Source organism: Streptomyces panaciradicis, assembly GCF_023516615.1.
Lineage (GTDB): Bacteria > Actinomycetota > Actinomycetes > Streptomycetales > Streptomycetaceae > Streptomyces > Streptomyces panaciradicis.
On record NZ_JAMGBF010000088.1, the window covers coordinates 1 to 12,839 of the forward strand.

The following is a 12,839-nucleotide window of genomic DNA, read 5'->3' on the forward strand; positions in this document are numbered from 1 at the left end:
CCCCCCCCCCCCCCCCCCCACCGAGCATCACCGAGCCTTCGGAGGCACGCCATGCCCGTGCACAGACCGAACCCGCTCCGCCCCCGGCGCCTCTTCCTCGCCGGCCTCCTGCTCACCGCCCTCACCCTCGCCCTCGCCACCCCGGCCGACGCGGCGGCCACCCCGGCCCGCGGCTCCGCGCACATGGGCATGGGCGTTCTCGCCCACGACGGGCAGCACGGCTCCCCCGCCCCCACCGCCGTCACCCAGACCGAGGGCGTCGACGTCGCCGGATACCAGGGCAACGTCGCCTGGTCGACCCTGTGGAACAGCGGGGTCCGGTGGGCCTACACCAAGGCGACCGAGGGGACGTACTACACCAACCCCTATTTCGCCCAGCAGTACAACGGCTCCTACAACGTCGGCATGATCCGCGGCGCGTACCACTTCGCCACCCCCGACACCACCAGCGGGGCGACGCAGGCCAACTACTTCGTGGACCACGGCGGCGGCTGGTCCCGCGACGGCAAGACCCTGCCCGGCGTCCTCGACATCGAGTGGAACCCCTACGGCGCCGCCTGCTACGGCAAGTCGCAGAGCGCCATGGTGAGCTGGATCGCCGACTTCCTGAACACCTACCGGTCGCGCACCGGCCGGGACGCCGTGATCTACACGGCCACCAGCTGGTGGACCGACTGCACCGGCAACTACGGCGGCTTCGCGGCGAACAACCCGCTGTGGATCGCGCGGTACGCCTCGGACCCGGGGACGCTGCCGGCCGGCTGGGGCTACTACACGATGTGGCAGTACACCTCCTCCGGTCCGACCGTCGGCGACCACGACAAGTTCAACGGCGCCCTGGACCGCGTCCAGGCGCTCGCGAACGGCTGAGACGCCCCCCGTACGGCGAGGGCCCGGGCCTCCCTCACGGGACCCGGGCCCTGCCTGTCCGGCGGCGTCCGTCACGCCGCCACCGGAACCTCCGACTCGGCGCCGCTCGTCGCGGGCGCGAGCGCCAGTTCCAGGACCTGGCGGACGTCGGTCACGGTGTGGACGTCGAGCTTGTCCAGCACCTCGGCCGGGACGTCGTCCAGGTCGGGTTCGTTGCGCTTGGGGATGATCACCGTGGTGACCCCCGCCCGCTGCGCGGCCAGCAGCTTCTGCTTCACCCCGCCGATCGGCAGGACCCGGCCGGTCAGCGAGACCTCGCCGGTCATCGCCACGTCCGTGCGGACCAGGCGGCCCGACAGCAGGGACGCCAGGGCCGTCGTCATCGTGACGCCGGCGCTGGGGCCGTCCTTCGGCACCGCGCCCGCCGGGAAGTGGATGTGCACGCCGCGGTCCTTGAGGTCCGCGACCGGCAGCTCCAGTTCCGCGCCGTGCGAGCGCAGGAAGGACAGGGCGATCTGCGCGCTCTCCTTCATGACGTCGCCGAGCTGGCCGGTGAGCGTCAGGCCCGCCGCGCCCGTCTCGGGGTCCGCGAGGGACGCCTCGACGAACAGCACGTCGCCGCCCGCGCCGGTGACCGCCAGGCCCGTCGCCACACCGGGGACGGACGTCCGGCGCTCCGCCGGGTCCTGGGCCGACTCCGGGACGTGGTGCGGCCGTCCGATCAGGCCGCGCAGGTCCTCGTCCTTGATGGTGAACGGCAGCTCCCGCTCGCCCAGTTCGTGCTGGGCCGCGACCTTCCGCAGCAGCCGTGCGATCGAGCGCTCCAGGGTGCGCACGCCCGCCTCGCGGGTGTACTCGCCGGCCAGCTTGCGCAGGGCGCTCTCGTCGAGGGTGACCTCGTCCTTGTCCAGGCCCGCCCGCTCCAGCTGGCGCGGGAGCAGGTGGTCGCGGGCGATGACGACCTTCTCGTCCTCGGTGTAGCCGTCCAGGCGGACCAGCTCCATCCGGTCGAGCAGGGCCTCCGGGATGGCCTCCAGGACGTTGGCGGTGGCGAGGAACACCACGTCGCTGAGGTCGAGTTCGACCTCCAGGTAGTGGTCGCGGAAGGTGTGGTTCTGCGCCGGGTCCAGCACCTCCAGGAGGGCCGCCGCGGGGTCGCCGCGGAAGTCGGAGCCCACCTTGTCGATCTCGTCGAGCAGGACGACCGGGTTCATCGAACCGGCCTCCTTGATCGCGCGCACGATCCGGCCGGGCAGCGCGCCGACGTACGTACGGCGGTGGCCGCGGATCTCCGCCTCGTCGCGGACGCCGCCGAGGGCGACGCGGACGAACTTGCGGCCCATGGCGTGTGCGACGGACTCGCCGAGCGAGGTCTTGCCGACGCCGGGCGGGCCGACGAGGGCCAGGACCGCGCCGCCGCGCCGGCCGCCGATGACGCCGAGGCCGCGGTCGGTGCGGCGCTTGCGGACCGCCAGGTACTCGGTGATGCGCTCCTTGACGTCCTCCAGGCCCGCGTGCTCGGCGTCGAGGACGGCCTTGGCGCCCTGGATGTCGTAGGCGTCCTCGGTCCGGTCGTTCCACGGCAGTTCAAGGATCGTGTCCAGCCAGGTGCGGATCCAGGAGCCCTCGGGCGACTGGTCGCTGGACCGCTCCAGCTTGTCGACCTCCTTGAGGGCGGCCTCGCGGACCTTCTCCGGCAGGTCGGCGGCCTCCACGCGGGCGCGGTAGTCGTCGGACTCCTCGCCGTCCGCCTCGCCGTTGAGCTCGCGCAGCTCCTTGCGCACGGCCTCCAGCTGGCGGCGCAGCAGGAACTCGCGCTGCTGCTTGTCGACGCCCTCCTGGACGTCCTTGGCGATGGTCTCGGCGACGTCCTGCTCGGCGAGGTGGTCGCGCAGGTGCTGGGTGGCGAGCTTGAGACGGGCCACCGGGTCGGTGGTCTCCAGCAGTTCGATCTTCTGCTCGGTGGTCAGGAAGGGCGAGTAGCCGGAGTTGTCGGCGAGCTGGGAGACGTCGTCGATGGCCTGCACGCGGTCCACGACCTGCCAGGCGCCGCGCTTGCGCAGCCAGGCGGTGGCGAGGGCCTTGTACTCCTTGACCAGTTCGGCGACGTGACCGGGCAGCGGCTCGGGAACGGTCTCGTCGATCCGCGTGCCCTCGACCCACAGCGCCGCACCCGGCCCGGTGGTGCCGGCGCCGATCTGCACGCGGCCGCGGCCGCGGATCAGCGCGCCCGGGTCACCGTCGGCCAGCCGGCCGACCTGCTCGACGGTGCCGAGGACACCGGTGCTCGCGTACGTCCCGTCGATGCGTGGAACCAGGAGGACCTTGGGCTTCCCGGGCTCGGACCGGGCGGCGGCCTGGGCGGCCTCCACCGCGGCGCGTACGTCGGCGTCGTTGAGGTCCAGCGGAACCACCATGCCGGGCAGCACGACCTCGTCGTCGAGCGGCAGCACAGGCAGAGTGAGCGGTGTGGACGTCGAAGCCATGATCTCCCCTTCGGCAGTCAAGTTGAGCTATGCCGACTCAATGCGCGGGACTCCGCGGATGTTCCCGGGGTTTCGGGACGTTCGCTGTAAGCGATCAGATGCGGTCTGACACGGCGTAGGTTGGATCACGTTCCGGTCAACGGCAGCGAGGGGTGGAATATGTCCGGTCACGTCGTCAACGGCCTGTACGAGGTTCTGGACGACCGCTTCCTCACGGGGCGCTGCGCCAACGGCGACGGCAGGCTGGAGGTGCTCCACGACGACTGCCGCTGGGCGGAGGGGCCGCTGTACCTGCCCGCGTGGCGGCAGCTGGTCTGGAGCGACATCCCGAACGACCGGCTGCTGCGCTGGGACGAGGCCACCGGCGCGGTGAGCGTGTTCCGTCACCCCGCCGGTCACGTCAACGGCAACACCCTCGACCGGCAGGGGCGGCTGGTCAGCTGCGAGCAGGGCAACCGGCGGGTGACCCGCACCGAGCCCGACGGCACGCTCACCGTGCTCGCCGACCGCTACGACGGCAAGCACCTCAACAGCCCGAACGACGCGGTCGTGCGCTCCGACGGCACGATCTGGTTCTCCGACCCGGACTTCGGCATCCTCAGCGACTACGAGGGCCACCGCGCCGAGTCCGAGATCGGAGCGTGCCACGTGTACCGGATCGACCCGGTGACCGGGCGGGTGCACCTGGCCGCCGACGGGTTCGAGGGGCCCAACGGCGTGATCCTCTCGGCGGACGAGCGGCGGCTGTACGTCTCCGACTCGCGGGCCGCCCGCATCCGCGTCTTCGACGTCGCCGAGGACGGCACGCTGTCCGGCGGGGAGGTCTTCGCCGCGGCCGGGGAGGGCGTGCACTACGACAACATCCGCCTCGACGACCAGGGCCGGCTGTGGGCCGCGGCCCTGGAGGACGGGGTGCACTGCTACGACCCGGACGGCACCCTCATCGGCCGGCTCCGGGTGCCCGGGACGGTGGCCAACGTGACGTTCGGCGGCCCGAAGAACAACCGCCTGTTCATCGCGGCCGCGACCACGCTGTACTCCCTGGTGATGTCGGTGACGGGCGCGCCGCGCGTCTAGCCGCGGGCCGTGAGCGCCTCGTGGCGCCAGCGGCGCACCAGCGGCCAGGTCGCCACGCCTATCGCGAGGGAGATCAGATGGCCCCAGTTGGTCATCGGGTCCGTGAACTCGATCAGGTCCTCCACCAGCATGCCGCCGAACAGGATCAGCAGCGGCCAGCGCAGCCAGGGCCGGAGCAGGCCGGCGAGGGAGCCGACGGCGGCGGCCACCCCGAAGCTGATGCCGTAGTCGAGGCGGTGCAGGGAACTGTCCGGGAGGTCCCCGGTCAGAACGGCCAGCCCCACGGAGCCCTCGGTCGCGAGGGTGGCCAGGACGTGGCCGAGGAGGAAGACGACGACCGCGCGGGCGCCCCCTATCCGCCGCTCCAGGGCGGTCAGCACGAGCAGGAAGCACAGGACGTACGGCGAGACGAGCCCGCCCGCCACCCACAGCGCGCTGGCCAGCAGGACCAGCGCGGGGGTGCGGACGAGATGGGCCACGTCCGTGCTGGAGCCCTGCTGCAGGGCGCCGACGAGGGCCGGGGAGGCGTAGGCAGCGACGAGCGAGGTGACGGCGAGGACGGCGGCGTAGCCGAAGGTGACCGGGGTGCCGGTGGGGGTCGGCAGCAGACGCCAGGGCCGAAGACGCCGGAGGCCGGCCGTGCGACGCGCGCCGGCCGCTGCCGGTGACGCGGCCGGGCCGCGCTGCCGTGGCAGGCCGTCCAGCAGGTCGGAGACCTCGGGGAGGGGCGCGGCCGAGGAGAGGGTGTCGGCCGTCGCGGCGGGTTCCACGGTGAGGTGCTCCTTCCGTTCCACCCCACCTTTCGGGGCCCCACGGGCCACTGTCTATGACCGACGCCACGCGTGAGCCGATTCTCAGGAACCTCTAAGGCGTTTCCTACGTCCGCCCCCTTCCGCCTCCCTAGGGCCTGAGCAGGACCACCTCCCGGGCGTGCGCGGCCCGGGTCGCCTGGTCCCAGTCGCCGGTGCAGTACACGGCGGCCTCGGCGATCCGGCCGTCCCGGACGTCCGCGCGCATCAACTCCCGGCAGTACCAGGTGCCCTGCCCGTCCTCCCAGCTCTCCTCGAACTCGAGGACGAAGCCGGTGGGGGTGGCGTCGAGGCGGTGGCGGGGGACCGTGCCGAGGAAGGGGTGGCTGCGGCGGCGCATCGCGACGATCTCCTCGCGCCCCCGGGCCTGCAGCCGCCACTGCGGCAGCGTCAGGTCGAGGAACACGTCGTCCGTGAACAGCCCCTCGGGGGCCGTGTTGGTCTCCAGGAACCGCACGAAGAGGTCGGCGAGTTCCTTCACCCGGGTGTCGGTCGCGGTGCTCATGACCGGCCCTCGGCCTCGGCGAGGTTGCGGCCGACGACCTCCATGGTGCGGTTCAGCTCGGCGGTCGGGCTGAACTCCACGACCTCGGTGCCGGCGAAGACGAGGGGGAGGTGGCCGGGGGCGCCGTAGTAGGTGTCGCCGGCGTGGAAGACCTCGTCGTGGTCGGCGTAGCGCAGGACGAGCCTGCCGCTGACGACCTGGCCCCAGTGCGGGCACTGGCAGCGGTCGTCGGGCAGGCCGCGGAACAGCGGAGCGGGGTCCATGTCGGCCTTCATGGTCTCGTAGCCGACGGTGTACGGGCCGACCTGCGCGTAGCGGCCTTCGATGACCGGCTCGTCCACCAGGAGGTCGGCCTCGGCCTTGGATGTGCGGGGCATGATGTCCTGCCTTCCCTCGGAGTCTTCTCCTTCGGGAAGAAGGCGTCAGATCGGGCGGCACGATGTGAGGCGGGGTCTCACAGGCGCCACGCCGGGGGCTGTTCCGGCTCGTAGACGCAGAGGGTGCCGGTGCGCACGGCCGTGCGCAGATGGCGGCCGAGTTCGGGATGGGCGGCGGCGACGCGCTCCACGGCGGCCCGGACCCGGGCGGTGACGGCCGTGCGGGCGCGTTCGGCGGGGGACCCGGTACGGCGGACCCGGCCCCCGATCCCGTACGCGGCGGCGAGCTGCCCGACGAGGGCGTCCCGCTCGACGGCGATCCGCTCCGAGCGCCCCGCGTCCCCCGCGGCGTCGGCGTCCCGCGCCTCCTCCTCCAGCTCCCGCAGCCGGCGGCGGTACGCGGCCCGGGCGACGGCGTCGACGGCCTCACCGGTGTCGCCCTGGGGGTGAAGGCCCCTGCCGTCGCCGTCGAGGGTCCCCGCCGGCCCGGGCGACGCCAGCTCGACGGCGGGCACGGGGGTGCCGGGGCGGGACAGGAGGACGGCGAGGTCGCGCAGGCCCTTGCTGTCGGGCACCCGCACCTCGCGACCGGCGTAGCGCAGGTGCCAGAGGGGGCCCTCGCGCTGGAAGAGGGCCGTGTCGGGGGCGGCGGGAGTGATGGCCTCCGGGGGGTGTGCCGTCTCGTGCGCGATCCGGTCGGCCAGTGCGACCGCGCCCGCCGCCTCGGCCGCCCGCAGGGCCTCGGTCCGGTGCGCGCGGGCGCGTTCCGGGTCGCCCATGGCCGCGGCCAGCAGGGCGAGGTGCCGGTCGACGGGACCCCGTACCGCCGCGCCGATGCCCTCCACCACGAACAGGCCGGCGTAGGGGGCGAGCAGCTCGTACAGGACGGGAGCGGCGGGGTGGGGGCCCACGGCGGCCGCCGTCTCCGCGGCCTGCGCGAGCATCGGCAGCCACTCGCTGTCCCGGGGCGCTCGGCGCAGCCGGGGCGTCACGGCCGACAGGCGGCGCGCGGCCTCCTCCGGGCGCCCGGTCTGGGCGGCCAGGAGGGCGAGCGTGACGCGCGGCCACAGCAGCGGGGAGCGTTCCAGCACGGCCGCCTCGGCCATGATGCCCTCCAGCCCGGCGCGGTCGCCCGTCTCCGTGTACAGGCACCAGCGCTGGGTCACCGCGAGCAGGCCGGCGTTCACGCTGCCCGCTCTGCGGCCCAGCCGCTCGACCTCGTCGAGTTCGGCCGCGCAGTCCGCGTACCGGCCCTCCATCAGCGCCCGCGTGCCGCGCCACAGCGGTACGTACCAGGCGTACAGGGGGCGCCGCAGCGGTCGTACGACCGCCTCGTACGCCGCGGCCTCCGCGTCCGCCTCGTCGAACGCGCCCGTCTCCATCAGCGCGACCGACCGCAGTCGCCGGCCGAGGAGTTCGAGGACGGGGTCGCGCAGTTCGCGGGCGGTCTCCACGATCCGCGCGGACCAGCCGAGCCGGTCACGGCAGTGGTCGGGGCCGGGCCGGGCGTCGCACAGCGCGGCCAGGGCCACGGCGAGGGTGGCGGGATCACCGGCCTCGCGAGCCGTCTCGACGGCCTCCTCGGCCAGCGCCAGCCGCCGCCCCACCGGCTCGACGAGCCCCGCGGCCAGCGACAGCCGGGCGGTGACGGCGGCGCGCAGGGCCGGGCTGTCGGCGCCGAGGGCCGCCCTCGCCTCTGTCAGCAGGTCGACCTGCTGCCGGTCGTCCAGGTCGACCTCGAACCCGACGGGTCCGGTACCGAGCCCGAGCGCCGCCCGCGCCAGCAGGTCCGCCCGCCCGAGCTCCCGCGCCGGCCCCGCAGCCTCCAGCAGCGCCTCCCGGGCGGCCTCCGGCTCCCCCGCCCCGAGCCGAGCGGCCCCGAGCCCGAGCAGCGTCTCGACCAGCTCGGCACGATCGGGGGACCCTGCGGCCGCGTGCCCGGCACGACCTCCCGGCACGGGGTCGGCGCGGGCGGTCCAGGCGTCCACCGCGCGCTCGTACCAGCGGGCCGCGTCCTCGAAGGCGGACAGTGCCTCCGCCCGTGCGGCCGCCTCGCAGGCGCAGCGGGCCGCGGCCGCCGCGTGTTCGGGGCCGGCGAGGAACAGGTGGTGGGCGACCTCCGCGGGGCCGGTGTCGCGGCCGCGGCGCGCGTAACCGGCCAGGACCTCCGCGGCGGCGTGGTGGAGCGCGGCGCGGTCGCCGGGGGTGAGGGCGTCGTACACGGCGTCCCGGAGCAGGTCGTGGCGGAACGCGGCCCGGTGGGCGCCCACCTCCGCCAGCAGCCCGGCCCCGGCGGCCTCGCCCAGCAGCGCCCGTACCTCCGCCAACGGCACCTCCGCGGTCTCCGCCAGCACGTCCAGCCGGAACCGGGTGCCGAGCACGGCGGCCACGTCCAGCAGGCGCGCGGCCCGCGGGGTCAGATCGGCCAACCGCTCCCGTACGGCGGCCCGTACGGCACCCGGGAAGACTCCGGCGTCCTCCCCGTCCGCCGCCCCGCCGCTCCGACTCCCGTTGCGCAGCAGCTCGGTGACGAAGAACGCCTCGCCGCCGGTGCGCCGTACCAGAGTCCGCACCGTCTCCGGCTCCGGCACCGCCCCGGTCACCGCCGTCACGAGCGCCGCCACGTCGCTCTCCGGAAGCGGCCCGAGCTCCACCACACGCCCCCGCCGCAGCAGTTGCGCCCGCATCCGGTCCCGGCCGTGCCAGGCCGCCTCCTCGTCACGGGCCGTGGCCAGCAGCAGGAGCGGCATCGTGCGGGCGCTGTCGGCCGTCTCCAAAAGGAGGCGCAGGGAGGAGCCGTCGGCGGCGTGGGCGTCGTCCAGGACGAGCAGGAGAGGACAGCGCCGCGCGGCCGTGGCGAGCAGTTCGGCCACGCCGGCGGTCAGCCGCAGCCGGGCCGTCTCCGGGTCCGCGCCACGCAGGACGCCGGGCCCGGCCCCGGACACCAGCGCCCGCAGCGGCGGGGACCCGGAGACCAGCCGCCCGCAGGCCACGTCGTCGGCGGCCAGCTCGCGCAGCAGCCGCGACCAGGGCCGGAACGCCCGCCCGGAGGTCTGCGGCGGGCACCACGTCCACAGCGTGCGCAGACCCTCGGCGTGCCCGGCGGCCTCCTCGGCCGTACGCGTCTTGCCGACGCCTGCGGGCCCGGCCAGCGTCACCAGTCCGCCCCGGCCGGCCGCGGCGCCCTCCAGCGCGGCGCGCAGCTCGCCCAGCACGCCCTCGCGCCCCACGAACGGGTATTCCGCGGCCATGCAGCCACCACGCACTTCCGCCAGTCGCCCGCCGGTCCCCCACCGGCCTCACGCCAGATCCACGCTGTCTCGAGCGTAGGCACCCGCGGCGGCACGCGCGAGGCGTGCGTGCGGCGTGCGTGAGGGGCGTGCGGGTGGCGGGGCGGCCGGGGCGCGGTGGCTCCGTGCCGGTCAGGGCCGTAATTGCCCGCACCCTCTTTCCCGGTTCGTGCAGGATGGGACCATGACCGCCGCCTACGACACGCCAGTTGTGCTGGACCGTCGCGAGGGTCCCTACGGGGAGGTCGCGCTGCGCCGGCACGGGGAGTTGCTGCAGATCATCGCCAACGGGTGCTTCCTGATGGACACCTCGGACGGGCGCTCGGAGCGCCTGCTCGTCGACGTGGCGCTCGCCGAACTGGACGACCGGGCGGACCCCGCGGTGCTGATCGGCGGCCTGGGCGTCGGCTTCTCGCTCGCACACGCCGCGGCGAACGACCGCTGGGGCGCGATCACCGTCGTGGAACGGGAACCCGCCGTCGTCGACTGGCACCGCCACGGCCCCCTTTCGGAAATGTCGGGCCGGGCGCTCGCCGATCCCCGCACCACCGTCGTCGAGGCGGATCTCGTCGCCCACCTCCGTGAGACATCCGCCACTTACGACGCCCTCTGCCTGGACATCGACAACGGTCCGGACTGGACGGTCACCGACGGCAACGACGGGCTGTACTCGCCGGCCGGACTCGCAAGCTGCGCAAGGGTGTTGAAACCCGGCGGCGTACTCGCGGTGTGGTCCGCGCGGCCCTCTCCGGAATTTGAAGGAACACTGCGGAATGCCGGGTTCCAGCGGGTGCGTACCGAAGAGATCCCGGTTGCCCGGGGCGTTCCGGACGCCGTGCACCTCGCCGTCCGACCTGGATAGCCGAAGCGCGGTTACTCCCCGTACGCTGCTTCCCTGACGCGGATCATTCAAGCGTCAATCGCAAGCATGCGCAGGCATGAGCCAGTCAGAAGGAATGACCCCACGCATTCCGGAAAGCAACTCAGGGGCGGGCGATGGAGCAGACCCACACATCCCACAACGGCACGACGGCGACCCCGGGCGCACAGCGCCGGGTGCTGGTGGTCGAGGACGACCCGACCATCGTCGACGCCATCGCGGCCCGCCTGCGCGCCGAGGGTTTCCTCGTGCAGACCGCGGGTGACGGCCCGGCCGCCGTCGACACCGCCGAGGCCTGGCAGCCCGATCTGCTGATCCTCGACATCATGCTGCCCGGCTTCGACGGCCTGGAGGTCTGCCGCCGGGTGCAGGCCGCCCGTCCGGTGCCGGTGCTGATGCTCACCGCGCGCGACGACGAGACCGACATGCTGGTCGGACTCGGCGTCGGCGCCGACGACTACATGACCAAGCCGTTCTCGATGCGGGAGCTGGCCGCGCGGGTGCACGTCCTGCTGCGCCGCGTGGAGCGGGCCGCGCTGGCCGCCGCGACGCCGAGAAGCGGCATCCTGCGCCTGGGCGAGCTGGAGATCGACCACGCGCAGCGCCGGGTGCGGGTCAGGAGTGAGGACGTCCACCTCACGCCGACCGAGTTCGACCTGCTGGTGTGCCTGGCCAACACCCCGCGCGCGGTGCTCTCCCGGGAGCAGCTGCTGGCCGAGGTGTGGGACTGGGCGGACGCGTCCGGCACGCGCACCGTCGACAGCCACATCAAGGCGCTGCGCCGGAAGATCGGCGCCGAGCGGATCCGCACCGTGCACGGTGTGGGTTACGCACTGGAGACCCCGACGCCATGAGCGGCGGTCCGGCCGCACGGAGAGGCCCCGGCGAGCAGCCGCAGCCCTGGGGCGGGCTGCGCCCGTTCTCGATCAAGACGAAGCTGGGCGCGCTCGTCGTCATCGCGGTGCTCATCACCACCGGCCTGATGATGATCGCGATGCGCACGGCCACGGAGCTGCGCTTCATCACGGTCTTCTCGATGATCGCCACCCTGCTGATCACGCAGTTCGTGGCGCATTCGCTGACCGCGCCGCTGGACGACATGAACGCGGTGGCCGGCGCCATCTCGCACGGCGACTACACGCGCCGGGTGCGGGAGAACCGGCGCGACGAGCTGGGCGACCTGGCGCAGACGATCAACCGCATGGCGGACGACCTGGAGGCCCAGGACCGCCAGCGCAAGGAGCTGGTGGCGAACGTCTCGCACGAGCTGCGCACACCGATCGCGGGGCTGCGCGCCGTGCTGGAGAACATCGTGGACGGCGTCACGACCGCCGACCCGGAGACCATGCGCACGGCCCTGAAGCAGACCGAGCGGCTGGGCCGGCTCGTGGAGACGCTGCTGGACCTGTCCCGCCTCGACAACGGCGTCGTCCCGCTCAAGCAGCGGCGCTTCGAGGTGTGGCCCTATCTGTCGGGCGTGCTGAAGGAGGCCAACATGGCCGTTCCGGCGCGCGCGGGCATCGCCTCGGGCTCCGGCAGCAGCACCCGTACGGACGTCCATCTGCACCTCGACGTCTCCCCGCCGGAGCTGACCGCGCACGCGGACCCCGAGCGCATCCACCAGGTCGTGGCGAACCTCATCGACAACGCGGTCAAGCACAGCCCCGCGCACGGACGGGTGACGGTGAAGGCCCGGCGCGGCGCGCTGCCGGAGTCGCTGGAGCTGGAGGTGCTCGACGAGGGCCCCGGCATCCCCCGCTCGGAGTGGCACCGCGTCTTCGAGCGCTTCAACCGCGGTGGCGCGGGCTCGTCCAACGGCCACAACGGCGACGGCGGTACGGGCCTCGGGCTCGCGATCGCCCGCTGGGCCGTCGATCTGCACGGAGGCCGGATCGGAGTGGCCGAATCCGAGCGTGGTTGCCGGATTCTCGTCACCCTTCCGGGAGAGACATCTGTTCAAAGTTGACGTAAAGTCCGAACCGGAGCCTCAAGATCCATCTGTGTCGCCGGGCCGGGCCCGCCGATTGACACGTGTGATCAGGAACACGCCCGCAGACGGCGTCTGCAGGGCTTGATCGGCGCACCCGCGGGAAGTCGTCGCAGAAGCGGAACCACGCTTGTTTCCCGCCATTTCCACGCCCGAAACACGGTTTCCGATGTGACTTACGCGACGATGACCTTGCTCGGCCTGACCTACCCGCCCGAGGGGGCGTAGCCTTTATTCCCGCTGTCCATCACCTTGTGAAGCGGAAGAGGGCGGTTGCCGCCGTGTCGCCACAGTCCCCCAGTAACTCGAGCATCTCGACCGACGACCAAGCCGGGAAGAACCCCGCTGCCGCGTTCGGTCCCAACGAGTGGCTCGTCGACGAGATCTATCAGCAGTACCTCCAGGACCCGAACTCGGTAGACCGAGCCTGGTGGGACTTCTTCGCCGACTACAAGCCGGGAGCCGCCGCCTCGGCGCCGGCTGCCGCGGAGACCACCACAGCGGCCCCCGCGGCGCCCGCCGCGGCTCCGGCGGCCCCTGCCGCCGCCTCCGTACCCG

The 12,839-nt window shown here is 73.5% G+C and carries 11 protein-coding genes; 6 read left to right on the plus strand and 5 right to left on the minus strand.

From position 1 onward, the window contains the following. Window positions 1-51 precede the first annotated feature (51 nt). A complete protein-coding gene (locus M8J74_RS27085; RefSeq protein WP_249838956.1) occupies window positions 52-870 on the plus strand; it encodes a lysozyme in 819 nt (272 codons plus the stop codon). Between the two features lie 71 nt (window positions 871-941). On the opposite strand, the gene lon is transcribed toward M8J74_RS27085, so the two are convergent. Further along, window positions 942-3,356 (minus strand): endopeptidase La, encoded by a 2,415-nt coding sequence (gene lon, locus M8J74_RS27090; protein ID WP_249838957.1) that lies wholly within the window; start codon window positions 3,354-3,356, stop codon window positions 942-944. A gap of 159 nt (window positions 3,357-3,515) precedes the next feature. Between lon and M8J74_RS27095 the strand changes: the two genes are divergently transcribed. Further along, window positions 3,516-4,433 carry an SMP-30/gluconolactonase/LRE family protein gene (locus M8J74_RS27095; RefSeq protein WP_249838958.1) on the plus strand — a complete coding sequence of 306 codons (918 nt, stop codon included), beginning with the start codon at window positions 3,516-3,518 and terminating at the stop codon, window positions 4,431-4,433. On the opposite strand, the gene M8J74_RS27100 is transcribed toward M8J74_RS27095, so the two are convergent. From M8J74_RS27100 to M8J74_RS44595, 4 genes are all read right to left on the minus strand, one after another. Continuing rightward, entirely contained in the window at window positions 4,430-5,227 is a 798-nt protein-coding gene (locus tag M8J74_RS27100; RefSeq protein WP_372500277.1) for a rhomboid-like protein, read from the minus strand. The genes M8J74_RS27095 and M8J74_RS27100 overlap by 4 nt on opposite strands. A 106-nt stretch (window positions 5,228-5,333) precedes the next feature. After that, a complete protein-coding gene (locus M8J74_RS27105) occupies window positions 5,334-5,747 on the minus strand; it encodes a hypothetical protein (RefSeq protein ID WP_249838959.1) in 414 nt (137 codons plus the stop codon). Beyond that, a complete protein-coding gene (locus tag M8J74_RS27110; RefSeq protein WP_058923258.1) occupies window positions 5,744-6,124 on the minus strand; it encodes a cupin domain-containing protein in 381 nt (126 codons plus the stop codon). The genes M8J74_RS27105 and M8J74_RS27110 overlap by 4 nt, the downstream gene beginning before the upstream one ends. A gap of 77 nt (window positions 6,125-6,201) precedes the next feature. Continuing rightward, window positions 6,202-9,375, minus strand: a complete 3,174-nt coding sequence (locus M8J74_RS44595) for an ATP-binding protein (RefSeq protein ID WP_283948641.1) — start codon at window positions 9,373-9,375, stop codon at window positions 6,202-6,204. 223 nt (window positions 9,376-9,598) lie between these two features. Between M8J74_RS44595 and M8J74_RS27120 the strand changes: the two genes are divergently transcribed. The 4 genes from M8J74_RS27120 to M8J74_RS27135 form a co-directional block, all read left to right on the plus strand. Continuing rightward, window positions 9,599-10,276 carry a spermine/spermidine synthase domain-containing protein gene (locus M8J74_RS27120; protein ID WP_058923260.1) on the plus strand — a complete coding sequence of 226 codons (678 nt, stop codon included), beginning with the start codon at window positions 9,599-9,601 and terminating at the stop codon, window positions 10,274-10,276. Between the two features lie 134 nt (window positions 10,277-10,410). After that, complete coding sequence (locus tag M8J74_RS27125; protein ID WP_058923261.1) at window positions 10,411-11,148, plus strand: response regulator transcription factor; 738 nt, start codon at window positions 10,411-10,413, stop codon at window positions 11,146-11,148. Beyond that, a complete protein-coding gene (locus M8J74_RS27130; RefSeq protein ID WP_249838960.1) occupies window positions 11,145-12,260 on the plus strand; it encodes a HAMP domain-containing sensor histidine kinase in 1,116 nt (371 codons plus the stop codon). Before M8J74_RS27125 ends, M8J74_RS27130 begins: the two co-directional genes overlap by 4 nt. A gap of 302 nt (window positions 12,261-12,562) precedes the next feature. Further along, window positions 12,563-12,839 (plus strand): 2-oxoglutarate dehydrogenase E1 subunit family protein (locus M8J74_RS27135; protein ID WP_249838961.1); only part of this gene is annotated, 277 nt, incomplete at its 3' end.